The sequence below is a fragment of the Aquimarina sp. genome, assembly GCF_977115655.1.
In genome coordinates, this window is record NZ_CDSBKO010000009.1 from 38,695 (window position 1) to 55,548 (window position 16,854).

Annotated in this window: 26 protein-coding genes; all 26 read right to left on the bottom strand. The window is 29.2% G+C overall.

What is annotated here, in order from left to right:
* Window positions 1-18: 18 nt before the first annotated feature.
* Window positions 19-1,035: a hypothetical protein gene (locus ACZIYX_RS05530; protein ID WP_462681209.1), complete on the bottom strand. Its 1,017-nt coding sequence runs from the start codon at window positions 1,033-1,035 to the stop codon at window positions 19-21.
* A 2-nt stretch (window positions 1,036-1,037) separates the two neighbouring features.
* Window positions 1,038-1,319 (bottom strand): hypothetical protein, encoded by a 282-nt coding sequence (locus ACZIYX_RS05535; RefSeq protein WP_462681210.1) that lies wholly within the window; start codon window positions 1,317-1,319, stop codon window positions 1,038-1,040.
* Between the two features lie 192 nt (window positions 1,320-1,511).
* A complete protein-coding gene (locus tag ACZIYX_RS05540; RefSeq protein WP_462681211.1) occupies window positions 1,512-1,841 on the bottom strand; it encodes a hypothetical protein in 330 nt (109 codons plus the stop codon).
* Between the two features lie 41 nt (window positions 1,842-1,882).
* Window positions 1,883-2,305, bottom strand: a complete 423-nt coding sequence (locus tag ACZIYX_RS05545) for a hypothetical protein (protein ID WP_462681212.1) — start codon at window positions 2,303-2,305, stop codon at window positions 1,883-1,885.
* 9 nt (window positions 2,306-2,314) lie between these two features.
* Window positions 2,315-2,821: a hypothetical protein gene (locus tag ACZIYX_RS05550; RefSeq protein ID WP_462681213.1), complete on the bottom strand. Its 507-nt coding sequence runs from the start codon at window positions 2,819-2,821 to the stop codon at window positions 2,315-2,317.
* A gap of 25 nt (window positions 2,822-2,846) precedes the next feature.
* Window positions 2,847-3,050 (bottom strand): hypothetical protein, encoded by a 204-nt coding sequence (locus tag ACZIYX_RS05555; protein WP_462681214.1) that lies wholly within the window; start codon window positions 3,048-3,050, stop codon window positions 2,847-2,849.
* 112 nt (window positions 3,051-3,162) lie between these two features.
* Complete coding sequence (locus ACZIYX_RS05560) at window positions 3,163-3,417, bottom strand: immunity 17 family protein (protein WP_462681215.1); 255 nt, start codon at window positions 3,415-3,417, stop codon at window positions 3,163-3,165.
* A gap of 119 nt (window positions 3,418-3,536) precedes the next feature.
* Window positions 3,537-3,866, bottom strand: coding sequence for a hypothetical protein (locus ACZIYX_RS05565; protein WP_462681216.1), 330 nt, complete (start codon window positions 3,864-3,866; stop codon window positions 3,537-3,539).
* A gap of 27 nt (window positions 3,867-3,893) precedes the next feature.
* Window positions 3,894-4,076, bottom strand: a complete 183-nt coding sequence (locus ACZIYX_RS05570) for a hypothetical protein (RefSeq protein WP_462681217.1) — start codon at window positions 4,074-4,076, stop codon at window positions 3,894-3,896.
* Between the two features lie 149 nt (window positions 4,077-4,225).
* A complete protein-coding gene (locus tag ACZIYX_RS05575) occupies window positions 4,226-6,283 on the bottom strand; it encodes a leucine-rich repeat domain-containing protein (protein ID WP_462681218.1) in 2,058 nt (685 codons plus the stop codon).
* Window positions 6,284-6,323: 40 nt separating this feature from the next.
* Window positions 6,324-6,929, bottom strand: coding sequence for a DUF6000 family protein (locus ACZIYX_RS05580; protein ID WP_462681219.1), 606 nt, complete (start codon window positions 6,927-6,929; stop codon window positions 6,324-6,326).
* Window positions 6,930-7,009: 80 nt separating this feature from the next.
* Window positions 7,010-7,465: a hypothetical protein gene (locus tag ACZIYX_RS05585; protein WP_462681220.1), complete on the bottom strand. Its 456-nt coding sequence runs from the start codon at window positions 7,463-7,465 to the stop codon at window positions 7,010-7,012.
* 77 nt (window positions 7,466-7,542) lie between these two features.
* The gene (locus ACZIYX_RS05590; protein ID WP_462681221.1) at window positions 7,543-8,091 is read right to left on the bottom strand and encodes a hypothetical protein; all 549 of its coding nucleotides are present in this window, start codon (window positions 8,089-8,091) and stop codon (window positions 7,543-7,545) included.
* A gap of 43 nt (window positions 8,092-8,134) precedes the next feature.
* Window positions 8,135-8,476 carry a hypothetical protein gene (locus ACZIYX_RS05595; protein ID WP_462681222.1) on the bottom strand — a complete coding sequence of 114 codons (342 nt, stop codon included), beginning with the start codon at window positions 8,474-8,476 and terminating at the stop codon, window positions 8,135-8,137.
* Window positions 8,477-8,505: 29 nt separating this feature from the next.
* A complete protein-coding gene (locus tag ACZIYX_RS05600) occupies window positions 8,506-9,360 on the bottom strand; it encodes a hypothetical protein (RefSeq protein ID WP_462681223.1) in 855 nt (284 codons plus the stop codon).
* A 203-nt stretch (window positions 9,361-9,563) separates the two neighbouring features.
* Window positions 9,564-10,037, bottom strand: a complete 474-nt coding sequence (locus ACZIYX_RS05605) for a hypothetical protein (protein WP_462681224.1) — start codon at window positions 10,035-10,037, stop codon at window positions 9,564-9,566.
* 79 nt (window positions 10,038-10,116) lie between these two features.
* A complete protein-coding gene (locus ACZIYX_RS05610; protein ID WP_462681225.1) occupies window positions 10,117-10,599 on the bottom strand; it encodes a hypothetical protein in 483 nt (160 codons plus the stop codon).
* A gap of 178 nt (window positions 10,600-10,777) precedes the next feature.
* Window positions 10,778-11,038: a hypothetical protein gene (locus tag ACZIYX_RS05615; RefSeq protein WP_462681226.1), complete on the bottom strand. Its 261-nt coding sequence runs from the start codon at window positions 11,036-11,038 to the stop codon at window positions 10,778-10,780.
* Window positions 11,039-11,062: 24 nt separating this feature from the next.
* On the bottom strand, window positions 11,063-13,126 hold the full coding sequence (locus ACZIYX_RS05620) for a leucine-rich repeat domain-containing protein (protein WP_462681227.1): 2,064 nt from the start codon (window positions 13,124-13,126) through the stop codon (window positions 11,063-11,065).
* 66 nt (window positions 13,127-13,192) lie between these two features.
* On the bottom strand, window positions 13,193-13,933 hold the full coding sequence (locus ACZIYX_RS05625; RefSeq protein WP_462681228.1) for a YARHG domain-containing protein: 741 nt from the start codon (window positions 13,931-13,933) through the stop codon (window positions 13,193-13,195).
* A gap of 10 nt (window positions 13,934-13,943) precedes the next feature.
* Window positions 13,944-14,504: a DUF7638 domain-containing protein gene (locus ACZIYX_RS05630; protein ID WP_462681229.1), complete on the bottom strand. Its 561-nt coding sequence runs from the start codon at window positions 14,502-14,504 to the stop codon at window positions 13,944-13,946.
* A gap of 51 nt (window positions 14,505-14,555) precedes the next feature.
* A complete protein-coding gene (locus ACZIYX_RS05635) occupies window positions 14,556-15,044 on the bottom strand; it encodes a hypothetical protein (protein ID WP_462681230.1) in 489 nt (162 codons plus the stop codon).
* Between the two features lie 64 nt (window positions 15,045-15,108).
* Window positions 15,109-15,573: a hypothetical protein gene (locus tag ACZIYX_RS05640; protein WP_462681231.1), complete on the bottom strand. Its 465-nt coding sequence runs from the start codon at window positions 15,571-15,573 to the stop codon at window positions 15,109-15,111.
* A 154-nt stretch (window positions 15,574-15,727) separates the two neighbouring features.
* Window positions 15,728-16,024, bottom strand: a complete 297-nt coding sequence (locus ACZIYX_RS05645; protein WP_462681232.1) for a hypothetical protein — start codon at window positions 16,022-16,024, stop codon at window positions 15,728-15,730.
* A gap of 2 nt (window positions 16,025-16,026) precedes the next feature.
* Complete coding sequence (locus ACZIYX_RS05650) at window positions 16,027-16,476, bottom strand: hypothetical protein (RefSeq protein WP_462681233.1); 450 nt, start codon at window positions 16,474-16,476, stop codon at window positions 16,027-16,029.
* Window positions 16,466-16,807, bottom strand: a complete 342-nt coding sequence (locus ACZIYX_RS05655) for an EF-Tu C-terminal domain-related protein (RefSeq protein WP_462681234.1) — start codon at window positions 16,805-16,807, stop codon at window positions 16,466-16,468. The genes ACZIYX_RS05650 and ACZIYX_RS05655 overlap by 11 nt, the downstream gene beginning before the upstream one ends.
* Window positions 16,808-16,854: the final 47 nt, after the last annotated feature.

Here is a 16,854-nt window from a genome sequence, read left to right on the forward strand (position 1 = left end):
CTTTTTAATTCTAATTCTTTAATATTTTACATACCCTTTGTCATCACCCCATCTTTTATTGTTTCCTATATATATTAAAGTTCCATCATCATTATAATCAAAGCTCTCCATTATTTTTCCATTTAAGGTCTTTTGGGTTAAATTACCTTTGCTATCATATATAAATCTATAATCATCCGTATCGTCGAATAGCCCGTGTATTTGAATTTTTTCTATTCTATTTTCAGCATTGTAATGATAGGTCAAATATGTTCGTTTGTTTGTTTTGTCTCTCCATGTTTTTACTTCACTCAGGCTAACGACTTTGTTTTGGTCGTTGTATTGAATAACAATTTTGGATCTACTACTCTGTATAATTTCTGATATCTGCCCTTTATCATTATATACATAATTGAGATTGCTTGGTGATGTTTTTGAATTGCTTATGGATGCGATCAGTTTACCATTTTGGTACTCATACTTTATAGTACAGTCTGTGTTTTTTGATCTTGTATTTTGATAACATTTTTCGACTAATTGTCCATTGCTATTATATTTATATTGGATACCTTCTGTTTCTGTAAGCAATCCGTACTTGTTATATTTATATAGGTTTTCTCCTCCAAAATGGTTGTCCTCACCATCTGCTAAATCGTTTGGACAGATTTCTTTATATCCGGTTTTTAAACCTAATTTATTATAAAAAATGTATTGAGAACAAAGTACAATTCCTGCATCAACGTATCGCTGGGTATAAAGATAGGCAGGGAATGTTTCTTCGGATATTTTTATTCTTTCTGGAATTTCTCCATCGTATATAATATCCTGAACTTCTTTTGGTAATCCAAAAGGGGTAGATTTTTTGTTTTTTAAATTAATGATTTTTCTTAATTCGCCTGAACTATTATAAAAATAAATAGAGTCATTTTGCTGTTTTATTGCAATCTTGTTATTCTCAAAATATACCGTATTGCTGTCCTGTGCATTACTATTCGATTTAAAAAAGAATAATAAGACAATTACTAAACTTGTTCTATGTAGTAGTAAACTTTTCATACTTATAGTTCTGATTCGTGACGAATCCCATTTTTGTCAATTCGTATATTCCATTTACAGGTTTGAAATGCACCACTGTTATTTTCTTCTACGGTTCCGCAGGCAATTAAATTATCTGGTTTTCCAAATTCATCTTCATCATCCATATATACACAGATTTTCATACCTTCTTTGAGTTCAATTGTATTTCCGATTGCATCTTTTTTGAAGTCTGTTTTTGACAACAGTACCAAATTGCATTCTATCATAGCATTAAAATCGACATATAATGTAGGGATGTTCATAATTTTCAGTATCAAATACGTTTTATATATTTACTTGCTTTTCACACGTTTAAATTTTAGTAATTATCTAACAATAAATTAATTATAAAATTGAGAACGTGTGTAACCACTCCGTTCTCACATTAAGAAATTTAAACATCATCTTTTGTGAAGAAATTTTTAATTTTCTTAATGTTCGTTTCATTTTTTTATTTATTCTAAGCTAAACCCATTCGAGCTGTAAATGATTGAACTGATTCCACGATTTTTCCAATCCAAATTATTATTGGCAAATTTTATTGCTTCAGCCACTAATTTGGGAGTTACTGCTTCTACTTCATCTTTTTCTTCAATCGCATTATGTATATAACTGATATGCGAATTATTAGCACCACAAGAAAAACTAAATCTAAAATTTGGTGTATCAACTAACCCGATATTACATTGTATCATTCCATGATCTTCATCATATTTTATGCTCCAGTAGTACCTAGTATTATCTACAGTTATTTTTCTTAAATCCTTATTCTTAGGTATTGCCATATAGTTATTTGATTTGAAATAATACTTCTCTTTTAATCATATTACAGATGTCTACCATTTTTATTTTTATCGTGTAACCAATTTTCAATTTCTTGAAAATTACTATTGGATACCTTACTACCGCATTCTACTCTTCTAGTTTTGCCTCCTTGTCCCTTTTGATATTGTATCGCAAAATTATCGTCCTCTGCATTATAACTAATGTACACCATTGGTAAATCATATCTTTCATTATAATCTTTACCCAATGAAAGACCTAGTGCATAATGTGATTGACTTGGATAATAAACTTTCCAATAGCCAAGTTCCTTAAATTCTTTTATCAAGTCAAGTAACGGTTTTAAAGCTTTCTTATCGACATCAATCCATAGGTTGCACCATTTTACCATAGTATTCCATTGTACTTGTTTATCATCGGATTTCATTTCGTTAATTATTTCTTGATATCTATCTCCAGGGTTCATAGGTAAAGTTTACTCTTTCCAACGGTATGGGTTTTCTGCTACCAAGCCAAATGACGTTAAATGAAATTGATTAGTGCTTAATCCTTCAATATCGTTTATGTTATCAAAGGTTAGCTCCACTCCACTTTTTAATCGTAACAAAACACCCAGGTTGTCTGTTTTCTTTTTGTAATCAATATTGTGTTCGTTTAGTTTGGTTAAAACAAACAATAGATTGAGTTTGTTAATATCTTCAAAAATCCATTTGTTGAATTTTAATTGTTTAGTATCAGATAATTTTCCTTCGTACCAATGGTCTGAAAATATTAAGTAGAGCTTTTCGTTTTCAAAAAAAAGTTCAATACCCCCATAGGTCCAGATATTTACCTTTTCGGTTAAAAAACTGGCATCATAGCAATCTGGATCAGGAAAATTATTGATAATCCATTCTTTGGTTTGCCCCAATTTTAAATAATCAAACTTTCCTGTTTTAAAAAACTCTAAAAAGTCAATTTCTATAGGTGTTTTTAGTTTCATATTGTTTTACATTGATATCATCTAATTAATGATATCCTTCTATTGAGTTTAATTTCTTACAATAATCTATTGGTACTGTTCTATATTTAGGGTTTCCTTGTTCGTTTGTTTCTCCAAACCAAATACCCAAATGTTCAGAAGGTGTATCTTTTTCTCCTGCAAGAAGAATAATTACTCCTATATCATTTCCAATTTTCACAAAATCACCTTTACTTGGTTTATTCATCATATTAGTAGATTTATGTAATGACGTTTCAAAATCTTAAAGAATACATATCTATCAATTTAGACGCACCTTTTTTAGGGCTTCTAAATTATCTAATAATCTCACCACACGACTATTATAAATATAAGAAAAACCCACTAAAACCTGCTATTGCTCCCAATAGGTAAACAAATCCAATGAAAACTCTAAAAACTTTGTGTCCAAACCACTGGTAAAATAATCTTTGGTTTCCACTTTCAGGGTCAATTGCCCAATTCTTGTTTTTTAGTGCTCCAATAAGAAGCACCAGAAAAACAACCCCAATTATAAGGTAGATATATTCGGGAAACTCTGTAAAAAAACCTTTTATATCATTAAGTACCTTTTCCATTTCTTATCTATATTATTAGTGTTTCTTCATCAATAAGGATGTCTAAGATTAGCGAAACAGGCTTTATATGATATCTTTTTTATATTATAACTAAATTAGTATAATACGTTATTGCTCCTTTATTTCATAATTAAAAAATCCCCTGGTACTGGTCTTAATTCTTCATCATTAAATTTAACCTCTGTCCAATGCTTCCTCTCATCCGATTCTTGGTCTTCAATCAATCTATATTCGGAAGATGGAGTTTTGGTTTTTTTTTCAGGAATAACAACTATTTTCAAATCAGGATTAATTTGATTATCCATTCCTTTTCTTAACCACTTTATTGCATTATCGATACTTCTTTTCTTATCAACTAATTCTTGTGTACTATCTATTCGTAACTCTTCAATTATCTTTTCTGATTCAGAGTTTAAAAGCTCAATTATGTTATTGTAATTAATCTTCATTTATACACTTCTTTATTCTTCATTCGTTTATTTACTATCTATAAAATTATAATTATAATGTTCAAAAGCCTCTTTTTCTGGTGCTCCTTCTAATAAATTCATTATTATATATGAAATACAATCTACCCAATCTGATAGCGTTTCTATTTGTTCATCAGATATCAAATTATTACTTCTGAGTTCCCATATAGACTGCTTAATTTTTTCCAAATATGTGATTCATCTAATCGTATCATTGTTTATGAGTTGTAAGCGTTTTGCATATTGTAATTTTAAGCATATTTCTTTTATAATTCTATAGCTAATCCATATCCGCTGGTTGGCAACTTATATTCGTTCGTATAAATCCATTATACTATTTACAATTTAAAATATTGATCGTCCCATATCCTAAAAGGCACATACGGCAAACCATAAAAAATGGCTATTTCTGGTTTGTTCAATTGCTTTAAAAATTCTTTTTTGTCTAATTCATTACTTTCTAAATTGACTTCTGTTAAGCATGGCAATGTATTTAACACACTGATATCCGAAATTTTATTATCATATAAATTGAGTTCCTCTAATTTTTTGAGATTTCGCAATCCATCTATATTTTCTATGGTACCATTTTCTGAAAGGTCTAGAATCTTTAAGTTAGTAAGTTTTTCTAAATTATTTACGTGAGTTATATTACAACAACTTAAGTCTAGTTTTTCAAGACTGGTTAGATTATCAAAGCATATTGTGTTGGTAAAATTAAAATCCAATTGTATTTTCAACACCTTAATTTTACTCAGTTTACCTAAATTAATTTTAGAAGTTCCGCTAATTTTCACATTTTCTAAATTAGGAAATTGTTCTAAAGTATCAATTTTAGATTCTTCTGATGCTTCCAGTACTAGTGTTTTTAAAGATTTTATAGAACGTATTTCGTTTATATCAGTATCTTCATCTAATCGTAAGTACTTTAGGTTATGTAAGGTATCTAATCTTGTGTTTTTTAAATTTCCATAAAGTGTAAAGTTTTTTAACTTTTGAAGATGTTCTATACCTATCAATTCAACAGAAAAATAACACCAAAGTTCTAGAGTCTCTATGTTCGTTATAGTACTTACATCTATAGCTATTGTATCTTCTGGTTCGGGTTCAATATCTATGAATAATCGTAATCGTTTAAGGGTTTTAAATGCTAAAATACTTTTTGCTTCGGCAATAGAGGTTACGGTTATATCTAAGGATTCTAAAGCTGTAAATTCTTGGATATGTGCTATGTTTTTTACCTCATCTTCATCTATCTTTAATTTTTTTAGTTGATGTTTTAACGGTAAGAGTTTTTTTAAATCTATCAATCCTTTTTCATGTGGATTGGTGTAAAATGTTATTTTTTCTAATTGCGTAAATGCTTTTAGTTGTTCCCCTTCTTGTAATTCTGATTGACTGAAATACAATTCTTTTATTTGAGGTGCTATGGGTATAAAATTACTAATGGTAACGGTACTATATTCAAATTCTAATTTTTCGAGCTGGGTAAAGTGTTGTAAAAACGTCATATCATCAGGCGCGTATTGCTGAAACTCTAAGTTTTTGATATAATGTGCTATAGACGCTAAGTTTTGCAAGTTGACTTTTGCTTTTGGATAATACCTTTCTTCTCCTACTTTACAGTAATTTAGGATAAATGTGCTTGATTTATCTTTAGATAGTATCTGATCTTTAATAACTGTACCAGAATCCATCCCTAAACTTTCTAGCTTAGAAAATTGATGAATGTTCTTAATCGTATCTATGGTACATCCGTTTAGGGAAATATGTTTTACATTTTCTGATATTGGTAAAAACAGATCTATAGTATCAAATATCATATCTCTTAAGCTAATTTGTATGAAATTTCTATCGGGTTTTGCCTGATGAATAACATCGTTGTCTGATTGCTTAATGGTTACTCCATTTAATCGTAAATCGTATAGTTTTGGAAATAGATTGACTTCATAAAAATTATGAATGATACAATCTGTAATAAAAATATGATCTATTTTTTTTGCCATAGGTTGTAACACCGCCAGATGGTCAATGATCATATTCTTAATGTTAATATGTTTCAAATTACCATCGTAAGCAGTAGTACAAATCTTGTTCTTGTACAACTCATCTATATTTCCAATAGTTACTTTATCTAAAGTAAGTTCACGTAGGATTTCAAACTTAATTAAGTCACTAATATCCTTAATCGTGCAATTGACAAAGGTTAATCTGGATATTTCTTTTACTAAATGTAGAAAGAGATCCAGATTGTCAATACTTATATTTTGAATGGTTAATGAAGTTACTCTACTATTCTCTCCAAAAGTTTCGTATACATTGGTTTGTTCTTTGTCATAGTCGTGTTTTTCAAACGTTATATTGAGTGCTTCTTCTATGTTTTTAAGTTTGTCCATCTGTGTTATTCTTCTTTAAATTCGTATTACCAACTTTGTTTTATAGCTTGGTACCAGCTGTTTTCAATTCTTCGATTATCAGCATTTGTTGAACAAACTCATCATAATAAGAATCAAATTTTCTTGAAGCATCTTTTTCCCATTCAGAATATCTCTGTTCATATTCTTTTGTATGTTCAGATTTTGTTCTTTCATCAATCCATTTCAGTGCGGACATTGCATAATTTTGTTCATACTTCAAGTCTTTTCTGGTCAAATAATAGTCAAGATATTTTTTTAGGTAATCGATTGATTTTTTTGAGTTAAAACTTGCAAGTGCTAACGCAAATCCTTTCCCTTGATGAACTAATTCACTTTTTAGAAAATGTACTCCAATTATATCTTCAAATTCGGTTAAATCTTCAATTGCGCAGAAAAATGCTCCAACAATTCTTTCCCGCCAATTATTTTGCCCAATTATCTTTTTAACGATATCAGTATCTATTTCGGTTTTGATGCTTAAATAATCGCTTTTAAAATTGATTAGATTTATAATACGTATCGTATAAAAAGGTGCTACAAATTTTTTATAGAATGCTTCATCAAATTCATTTTCTGTATGAAATGAATGTAATGTTTCGAATGGTTTTTTGTTAGTATCCTCCAATGTTGATTTTTTAATTGCTTTTAATAACGGTTAGTAAAAAATGCTTTTTAATGCATTTTCACAAAGTGTTAGCCCAGATTTTACTCTATGGTTATGGTACTTTTTACTTCAATATAAGTCCGTTTATCAAAAACAAAGTCAAAATATCCTGCGTTTCCTTCTTTGCCTTCAATTTTCATTTTTGTTCTTCCTATTTCAAGCTTATTCTTATCAAAAGCTTTGATTACCAATATCGTTTCAATATCTTTTTCAAAAATGAGATATAGCGTCAAGAGGTTATTTTCCCCACCTTCTGAGTCGTTTTCAATAGAGAATTTACCCGTTCTTACCCCTTTGCTAATAAGGTCTTGAGATACGTTTAATTCACATTGAAGTGTTTTGTCAACTCCTTCTGAAACGCCTTCAAAAAATTCGGTTGCGGTTTTACCAATGGTTTCACCTCCTTTATTAATAGTTTCTTTTGTTTTTTTCTTTACGCTATCACAAGAAATTGTCAGCAATGCTAAAAGTGTCAGTAGTGTGATTATTTTTTTCATAATTGTCATTTTATGTTGTACCTAGCAGTTCCAATAAATGGTCTTTTAATGCCATTTATGCCATACTATAGTGCTTTTTAATATCCTTCTAAATCCGATTTTATGTTATCTGCTTTTACCGTTTCAAAATAAGTAATGTACTCTTCTCTACTTTTAAATTTTGCATTGGGGTTTGACTCATACCATTCAATAGTTTCGAGTATTTCTTTATTCAATTCTATTTGTGTTTTTTCATTCCTCAAGAATGCTTTAGTCTCCTCTCTATTTCGCCCAAAAATCAATTCTACATCAATATATGCTTCGTTATCTGAACCTGCACCAAATTTGGCATCATACAAATAATATATATCTACCAGTTGCATATACTTGTATAGCATAAAAGCGCATAAATCCGCTGTGTAAACAGGAATATCAAATTCAAACCCTTTTAATTCTTCTTTTAATAACCACTTGATTAATGGTTTGTCTTCAGTAGAATAATTACTGTATAATTCTAAAATTAGATTTTTTCTATTCGAGTAGTTTTTGTCACTATATTTCCCACTATCAATACATCCAAAATCAATCAATAATGATTCATCTTTACTTAATTTGAATGTGTCTATTATTTTTCTGTAATTATTCATTTTTTCATCCAATTTACAAGACTTTTTTTATTCACGTAGTTGATTAACGATACTCAACTATGAAATTATTTGTATTTTGAGTAAGGATTTTACTATAGTATTCTCTAAAATAGTTTAATTCTGCAATAATTAGAGCTTTTTGCTTGTCATCATCGAGGGATTTAAAATTTTTAACCACTACTTTATAATTTTTCTCATTATGATGATGCCCTAAATCTATAATATTATCTCCACCTGTATGATTATCATAGTAAGGATTGTCAGGAAGCATAAATGACTTTCTGAATTCTTTACAAAACCTAGTACTACTTATACATTTTTTTGCATTTATTTCTGCCACCAAAAAAATGTTCCCATCAATTGCTTCATTAAATAATCTTTCCATTTGACTGCCTCTTTTAAGATTATAATTGTTTAGTTAAATCTTTTTTTTAGCTTCTTAATGGTTTTCTTGGTTATTTTTCTAATCGAATATTGTGTTGTTTGTGAAAGGAAGCCATTTTCATCATAAATTTCGGGGGTCTTTCTTATTTCTTTAAATGGAATTAAGGTATCAATAACAAGACTGTCTCCCAAATTTCCCAAACAAATAATACAATTATAAGTATTCATCAAATTTTCAGAATTCATTTTTTCAATAACAAATGGGAGGGCTTTTTTTATGTTAAATTGACTAAATACTTGAGTAAGGTTTGATATTAAAGTGTGATTTTCTGTTTTTTTAAATAGTTCAATTAGTTTTTTTTCGAGACTTGGTGTTACTATATTCTTACTAATCCCTTGTATCGCGACAATTTGTACCATTAGCTCTTTATCAAATAAGCTATCTTCGATTAATAGAGTAACTTTGGGGTATTTATATTCAATAAGGTCATACAAAGCATCTTCTCTATTTTCATTTTTGGAATTATTAAATTCTGAAAGTAATTTTTCATAGTCCACTTTTTCTTTTGAGTCATTTTTAAATACTTTTTTCAATTTTGGATGTAGATTATCGGAATTTACTTCATACTTAATTTCAGGGCTGGTAGCTAAATCTATTGTTTTTTGAAATATTAGATTTTCATCTAGATAGCTTGAAAACTGTTCTGGTTTTATTCCTGTTTTATATAATTCTGCTCTTCCAATTCCTTGACTAATAATATCTAAAACTTCGTCAGTTTCAATTTTATTAAGACCTAAGTTTTTTAAAATTTCCCTAGTTTCATCATTGGGGCCATTTGAAATAATTTTTGGTAGGTTTTCTATTATTTCTGTCGTTTTTTTCATAGTGTTATATCAATCTTTTGTTGTTATACTTACCCCAATACTTTTGCATAATTCTGCTACTTTTTTATTGTCTTATTTTCAGGTTTTTTGTAAAATTCAATTAACTCATCATAAAAAGAAGCCTCTAGTATTTCAAGGGAGATATCTTTATACCAGTCCTTATCTCTAGAGCTATACTTATTGGCTATGTTTTATAAATCGCATTAGTTACTGGCCTTATTTTTTAATAATTCAATTATTTTTCCTTGTCCATATATACGTATATAGACTCTATTTTTGTCTTGGTCATTTGTAAGTTTTATTAGCCATTCTTTTGATTTGTCAAAAACTCCAATAATCACGTCTCCGTTTTGATCAGCTTTATCATACTTGATTAAACTTGAAATTAATTCTAAATCGTTGAAATCTGAAACTTTTCCTAACCCGACTAAATCGGAAACAACATTGTCTATTAGATTTATTTTGAACCAAAAAACCGATTTAATTTGTCTAACTTTGGTTAAAGATTTTCCGATTTTTGTTAGAAATCCATTTAGATTAGTTATTTCAGAATGCTCTTCCGAATATCCAAAAGGGGTTTCAAAAATTTTCCCTTCTTTTGAAAAAATACTAAGCGAAAAACTTCCATTCTTTGTTATATTTTCATGTATCCATTTTTCAATTTCATAATAATTCATTGGAACAAATTTTGTACTTGTAGTTAACTTATTAATATATGCATCTTTATAGCAGATATCCCGACATATTTAGGGAATATCAATGCCTTTTGGTAGTATCGGTTGTTTTTATTTTTTCTCTTGGAAAGTCAATGAACTCTAGTACTTCAAGTGCATTATTTACCACAAAACTTTGCTTGGCGGATATAGGTTTCCAGCCATTAGATAAATAATAGTCAATTAACTTTATAATTATTGCCGGTCTATTTAAATTTATCTGTTTACAATCTAAGTTTTCTCCCTGAATTGCTGTTTTTCCCGTATCTGAAAACCAAATAACTCCTGAATCTGGATAACCGACCATCCATTTACCTTTTTCATTTCTTGAGTTTATCAATACACTATCTTCTTCTCGAAAATGTAATTTAATAGGTGAGTTTTTAAAGTTCTCCAGATAAATAACAACCAGCTCCGAACATTTTGAGAGTTCAGAGTTGTCAAGATGGTAATGAGCTCTTTTCCATAGGTAAGTCTCCTTTCTATGAATTAGCTTCCTCATTTTTATTTTATTTATCCATTTCATTTGATGAAAGCTTATTTACATACGTACCTTTATTACGGCTATCCCGACATATTTAGAGAATATCAATGCCTTTTGGTAGTATAGGTTGTTTTTATTTTCGCTGACATAGTAAGCCTTTAAATTGAATAAACATATAGGCAATCAATATTTGCATCGGTACGATTTATATTCGTTTGTTTTATTCTTCTTCATTAAATTCACTAAGCATTAGTTTATGAAAATAATCTATTCGTTCTTTTTCTTCATTAGTATAACTATCTAATTTTAGCGTTAATTCTCGAGCTTCTTTTAATGAAATATTTTGGTTGACCTGTACAAATGCTACACAACCTAAAAATGAAACGCCTTTGTTTTTAAGTTCAGTGATTTTTAAGGATAAGGATTGTACATCACCGTATTTGTATTGTGCTGCTTCTTTTTTTATGTCTTCTAATGTCATATTCTTAATTATTTTTTAATCCTGTTACAATTCAAAGTCCTGATCTTTCCATATCCAGAAAGGCACTTTGGCTATTCCATAAAAAACTGCTATTTCAGGTTTGTTCAATTGCTTTAAAAGTTCCTTATCATCTAAGGTATTGTCTGATAAATTGACTTGTTTTAAATTAGGCAGGTTGTTTAATATACTTATATCTGAAATTTTATTCCCGTGTAAATTCAACTGCTCTAAACTTTTTAGATAAACCAATTCATCTATATTTTGAATATTATTATCTGAAATAGTTAGTATTTTTAAATTCGTAAGTTTTTCTACCCCTTTTACCTCGGTTAGACAGTTGTTTTCTAAAGACAATTTTTCCAGATTAGGTATCGAATCTAAAAAATCAATTTCTTTGGGGAATGTGCTGGAAATATCTAACACTTTTAAATTGGGCAAATACCCTAGTTTTATGTTGTTTGTTCCTTTTATAGAGAGTTCTTGCAGGTTGATAAACTGTTCTAACCCCAGAATTTCATAATCATCCGTAACATCAATTTCTAATTTTGTAAGCGTATCTATTGCTGATAGCTCACTTATATCTATGGCTTCATTTATTTTTAGATATTGAAGGTTTTTAATTTTATGGATCCCTTTTGCACTACAAGAATCTTTTAAACTTAAAACTTTTAAATATTGAAGGTTTGCAAGACCTTTGAGTGTAATCTGATGATTATTTTCTATATAGAGTTCTTCTATATTCTTAAGAGTTTTTATATTAAATGTTTGCGTTTTTTTTGCTCGAATATTAATCGACAACTTTTTTAAATTGGGTAGCGTAAAAACACTTTTTGCCACTTTTTTTGAAGCGTATAAAATAAAAACAGATTCTAATGCTGTAAACTGGTTGATGAATGCTAAATTTTTAATACCGCTATCAGAAAAATTCCAAAAATCAAATTTCTTTAATTGATGTTTTAATGGTAAGAGTGTTTTAAAGTCTTTAAAACTTTGCTCTTGGGTGTCTGCATTAATTTTAAGGATCTCTAAGTTTATAAAGTGTTTTATTTGGGATCTGTTTTTAATAGTCGATTCTGAAAAATCCAGAGAATTAATTTGTGCTGCTATGGGCAAAAAATCATGCAATCTAGCTGTAACCCGATCAAATTTTAGTGCATTTAATGATTCAAAATTTACAAAGTATGCCAGATTAGAAACTTGATCATTTTTAAAAGTAATTGATTCTATGCTGTTGGCTAAAGCAGCCAGTTTTTCAATATTAAATGCTACTTCTTTTGAATCATTTTCTTCTTCATTTGCTGAAATAATACATTCTTTAAGCTTAAATGATAATGTATTTTCTCTTACTAACTCTACCTCTTTAATTACGGTTAAGGCATCTATTTCAAATTCTTGTAAACTGGTAAATTCAATTAATTTCCGGATACTACCAATAGTACAATTATTGAGTGTAATGCCATGCACTCCTTTTGATATTGGAAGAAAATAATTAATATCTTCAAACTCCATATTAGAAAGGTATAACCAAGTGAAATTTCTATCGGGGTTCGACTGATATGCAATATCCTTATCTGATTGGTGAATGTTCACATTATCTAATCGCAAGTCATAAAGTTTAGGAAATAAATTGACTTCATAAAAATTATGAATGGTACAGTTTGTTATAAAAACATGAACCAAATTTGAAGCCATTGGTTGTAAAACACCTAAATGCTCGATCTTCATGTTATTCAGGTTTATTTCCATCAAACATCCCTTATAATCTGTACTGCAATTATTATTTGGGTAGCCTTTTTCTACATCCTGAATGTCCATATTATCTAAAGTTAGATTACATAAGTCTTCAAAATCAAATAGTCCACAGATATTACCAACGGTGCAGTTAATTAGTTTTAAGATATGTAAGTTTTTTGAGAACGGTAGCAGTACCTTAATATCATCAATGTTTACGTTTTCTAGCGTTAACTCTTTTATACCTTCTAACGGTGTCCAGGTACTGTACGTATTTACTTGATGTTCGTTTTTATAATCGTACTTTTCAAGTTTTATGTTTAGTAGCTTTTCTATTTGTTGAAGTTGGTTTTTCATTTGGACTCAGAAATTAAATCTTAATTATGCTACCTTAATTCTATTCTACCAGGTTAAGTATAAATATTACTTATTTTCTAATGAACGGATAAGATTAACGTTATGTTTTTCAATACTGTTCAGGCTTGGGTTTGCTGACTTTTCTAATAAATTATACCAATCTTTTTGTGAAAAATAGTTGTACATTTCTCCATCTTGTTTAAAAATATGTCCTTTTCTAGCAAAAATTTCGTTTCTCATAATTTGTAAATCCTCTTTAGAAAAACCTTCTAAATCAAGAGGGGTTAATTCTATAAAACTTGTCTCGGGGTATTTTCCTAAAGGTTTTTCGATCAAACTATGCTGATTAAATTGTAGGTAATGTTGTATTTTTCCATTTTCGACCTCGTTATAAAATGAAGCCAGCCCTTTATCCCCTTTTTTTAAGAATAAATTAGAATCATCTACGCAGGTATATAATTGGTATGCTTTATCAGTTATATAAAGTTTTCCTTTCTCATACTTAATAGGCTCTCGTTCGTTTTTTAGTACCCAATTATCATTTTCCCAATCATAATATTTTGAACAAGCAAATAGTTTACCGTTACTGTAAATTATTTTCAATTCAGACTCAGACTCAGAATCTCCAAAATAATAAACCCCTTCATAGTCTTCAATTTTAGTATTCTCTATTTTCTTGAGGCTTGAAAAATTAACTTCCTCACTTCGAACGGATACATAAGCATTAAAAATGGTGTCTTTAGTTTGGCTAAAGGCACTAACAATACTTATTACTGTAAAAATGGTACTTGTTACTATTTTTTTCATTTTTATATTTTTACAATTCAATCTTGAAATAATGTTTTAATACGGATTTTCTATAGGCTAAAGTACATTCTTCGTGATCATTCATTAAATTACACAAAGGATCTTTCTCGTCTATATATTCGAATAACACCTTTTGGTGAGAGGGTAAATCGTTATACGCATCTGTTAGGTTTTTTAAGTTTAGTTCTGATGGTTCTATCAGATAATTTTTGAATAATTTCTCACAAATGGTTCTTCGGGTATCGCGATTATTAAGTGCATTAATAATATCTTCGATTTCTTTAATGAAGTCTTCATTACTTTTTTCGGGAATAAACGTTGAACTTTTTATAGTTCCTAAACCGCATTTTAATTCAGCATTATCTGGTATGGTTTGTAATAACCTGCCTAATTTTACTTCATTTTTGATTTGATCTATATCCTTTACCCCCCAGCAATCAATCAATCCATCTTCAAATATGGTTATATACGATAGATAATACCCATTATTGTTGATAATTACGGGTAGTTTTCTACCGAATACCTTCTCTCCATTTTTTTCGATATATAATTTTTCTTTGTAGTACTTCATGTTCTTTTTAATACCATTTCTAAGCTAAATTTAAAAATTTGATGCACCGCATTAAGCACAGTATTTTTCTATATAATTTTCAAATTCCAATTCATATTGCTTTCTGTCAAACCTTAGTTCTGTTATTGGTTGTATTCCCCTGCTTTTAATCTCTTTTTCATCTTCAAAATCATCATTTTCATACGTTATATCTTTCCAAACTACTAAATCATCTCTTTTGTCTAACATAAATGAAACCACTCCGCAATAATCACTACCACAATGGCATCTATACAGTACTATTCGGTTTGTTCCAAATTGATTATCGGGCTGGTTATTTCCTAAAAACCAGGAGACTGCATTTTTGTTGAGTGTTGTTCTATCATAATTGGGAAACTTAGAGGTATCTACCTCTAGTATATCCAAATCAAAATCACAATACGCCAAATCAAAACGACTAATATTCAACAATTCGGACAATGCTTTTCCATCGATAAAAAAGTCGAAACTTATTTTTTTATCATTCTTTTTTACTTCTCTTATCTCAAAATGATTTTTCATTTGTATTTATTTTATACAAAAGATTAGTATAAAATGCTTTTTTATCTCTTGTTTTTGCACATAGTTATTTTTTATTCCAGTTTATATCAAATTTTGAGATTATCTCATCATTTTTATTCAATGCATCAGATGGTAGTTCCGGGCTTAATGAATGAAAAGGTGGATAGCCTTCTTTTATATGATATAGGTGCTTTTTAAGTTTTGAATACCTTCCACAGCATTCCATGGATAAATAAGTATAATTTTCATCATAATCCTCAACTTGAATATTTATCCATTCTGGAATTAAGTGATCCATCCATAGGATCTCAACTACTTTTTTAGCATCAATAGGTGCTGTGGTTTGATTAAGTTTTTCTACATCAGGAAAAGTCATTTCACCTTCTTCTAGTCCTTCTCTGAAATTTGACTTTATTTTTACAATATACTTAAAGTTACCTGGAAGTTTGTTAAGAACCATTTTAACAGTAAAAGGATATACTGTATCTGTAGCTTTGATTAAATTATTATAAAATTCCTCTTTATTCATTTCTTCTTAATTATATTGTAAGGCTATTTTTAATGGAGTATATCTTGTCTCTATAATAAAAATATAACTTATACAAGTATAAGTATCTACATCGTAAGAAAATATATTCAATCAATATTTGCAGTCTTATAACTAATATCCGTTCTTGTTTTATTTATTCTTCTATTACAAAGGTGTCTTTTATTCCCATTGCATATTTAACGGCCTTTCCTTTTACGACACGTCTTGATTTATCATCCGCCATTTTCACCAATGCCAAGGCAATCCCTGCTTTATAACCTTTTACACAGGTTAATAGCATATAATTTTCTCCAGGGATTTCGGCTAACATATATTCATAATAATCATCTTTCTTGCTTTCTACATTTAAACCAACTTCGTATTGCCTAAAACGTGTTCCCCTCCAAAACTCTTGCTCATCATGGATCTGTATAAGTGGTCTTAATTTCATTGTTACTTTTTATTATTAAAATTAGGATAAGGGTTCTCTTCTGTTGCTTTCCGCCAAATACTTTTATCTGCCAACAACAATCTCTCTTCTAAATTAAAATCGCCCACTTTTTCTTTTAAGCTATCCCGCAATACTGTTTCATTTTTTTCATTGATTACTTCTCCATTGGTTTCTTTAGCTAAAAAATAAGCAATTCTGTATACATTCTCTGGTTTTTCAGAAGCAACTTTTAAGACCAAAGGGTTTTCATTAACTGGTGAAATTTCAAAATGTACATCGGCGTTATTCCTGCTACGCATATACAATTCTGTCCAGTCTTTACTTGTTACTGTAAAACTGTTACCATCAGAATCATAATTATATAAATCATCTCCAAAGAAATAACTTGCAAAAACTCTAAAGTCTGGTCTTTTAGAATTGACTTTTACTTTTAAATTAAATTTATTTTTCATTTGCTTTTAAGTTCTTGTTTACAATTTCAATAACTTTTCCATATCCCATTGTATGTGGTCCTTCGCAAAATGTAAACTTCATATTTTCATATAATCGGTTGGCAAAATAGTCTTTGCTTAGTATAGAAATCTCTGCCAGTACAGTTTCTCCTGGAGCTACTGTTTCTTGCCCTATATAGTTTTGTTGTCCTGAGGTTATATAATCGGCATATCCTTCAAATTCTATATGCGGTCTATAACCGGATTCGACAGGATTTTTTCTACCTCCTTGCTCGGTGGCTAAAAATTGGAGTTCTGCTATAAAATCTGTTGTAGTAAATTTGTTTTTCATAAAATGTTTTTTGGCCTTTTTAAACTTGTGCTCGACATAAGAAAATT

Coding starts and splice junctions, on each gene's coding strand:
- ACZIYX_RS05555 (WP_462681214.1), bottom strand. CDS start 3,050: ATGATGAATAAACCAAGTAAAGGTGATTTTGTGAAAATTGGAAATGAT.
- ACZIYX_RS05645 (WP_462681232.1), bottom strand. CDS start 16,024: ATGAAATTAAGACCACTTATACAGATCCATGATGAGCAAGAGTTTTGG.
- ACZIYX_RS05655 (WP_462681234.1), bottom strand. CDS start 16,807: ATGAAAAACAAATTTACTACAACAGATTTTATAGCAGAACTCCAATTT.
- ACZIYX_RS05650 (WP_462681233.1), bottom strand. CDS start 16,476: ATGAAAAATAAATTTAATTTAAAAGTAAAAGTCAATTCTAAAAGACCA.
- ACZIYX_RS05565 (WP_462681216.1), bottom strand. CDS start 3,866: ATGAAGATTAATTACAATAACATAATTGAGCTTTTAAACTCTGAATCA.
- ACZIYX_RS05540 (WP_462681211.1), bottom strand. CDS start 1,841: ATGGCAATACCTAAGAATAAGGATTTAAGAAAAATAACTGTAGATAAT.
- ACZIYX_RS05590 (WP_462681221.1), bottom strand. CDS start 8,091: ATGAATAATTACAGAAAAATAATAGACACATTCAAATTAAGTAAAGAT.
- ACZIYX_RS05550 (WP_462681213.1), bottom strand. CDS start 2,821: ATGAAACTAAAAACACCTATAGAAATTGACTTTTTAGAGTTTTTTAAA.
- ACZIYX_RS05575 (WP_462681218.1), bottom strand. CDS start 6,283: ATGGACAAACTTAAAAACATAGAAGAAGCACTCAATATAACGTTTGAA.
- ACZIYX_RS05585 (WP_462681220.1), bottom strand. CDS start 7,465: ATGAAAAAAATAATCACACTACTGACACTTTTAGCATTGCTGACAATT.
- ACZIYX_RS05640 (WP_462681231.1), bottom strand. CDS start 15,573: ATGAATAAAGAGGAATTTTATAATAATTTAATCAAAGCTACAGATACA.
- ACZIYX_RS05620 (WP_462681227.1), bottom strand. CDS start 13,126: ATGAAAAACCAACTTCAACAAATAGAAAAGCTACTAAACATAAAACTT.
- ACZIYX_RS05530 (WP_462681209.1), bottom strand. CDS start 1,035: ATGAAAAGTTTACTACTACATAGAACAAGTTTAGTAATTGTCTTATTA.
- ACZIYX_RS05630 (WP_462681229.1), bottom strand. CDS start 14,504: ATGAAGTACTACAAAGAAAAATTATATATCGAAAAAAATGGAGAGAAG.
- ACZIYX_RS05560 (WP_462681215.1), bottom strand. CDS start 3,417: ATGGAAAAGGTACTTAATGATATAAAAGGTTTTTTTACAGAGTTTCCC.
- ACZIYX_RS05595 (WP_462681222.1), bottom strand. CDS start 8,476: ATGGAAAGATTATTTAATGAAGCAATTGATGGGAACATTTTTTTGGTG.
- ACZIYX_RS05615 (WP_462681226.1), bottom strand. CDS start 11,038: ATGACATTAGAAGACATAAAAAAAGAAGCAGCACAATACAAATACGGT.
- ACZIYX_RS05545 (WP_462681212.1), bottom strand. CDS start 2,305: ATGAACCCTGGAGATAGATATCAAGAAATAATTAACGAAATGAAATCC.
- ACZIYX_RS05625 (WP_462681228.1), bottom strand. CDS start 13,933: ATGAAAAAAATAGTAACAAGTACCATTTTTACAGTAATAAGTATTGTT.
- ACZIYX_RS05635 (WP_462681230.1), bottom strand. CDS start 15,044: ATGAAAAATCATTTTGAGATAAGAGAAGTAAAAAAGAATGATAAAAAA.
- ACZIYX_RS05610 (WP_462681225.1), bottom strand. CDS start 10,599: ATGAAATGGATAAATAAAATAAAAATGAGGAAGCTAATTCATAGAAAG.
- ACZIYX_RS05605 (WP_462681224.1), bottom strand. CDS start 10,037: ATGAATTATTATGAAATTGAAAAATGGATACATGAAAATATAACAAAG.
- ACZIYX_RS05600 (WP_462681223.1), bottom strand. CDS start 9,360: ATGAAAAAAACGACAGAAATAATAGAAAACCTACCAAAAATTATTTCA.
- ACZIYX_RS05535 (WP_462681210.1), bottom strand. CDS start 1,319: ATGAACATCCCTACATTATATGTCGATTTTAATGCTATGATAGAATGC.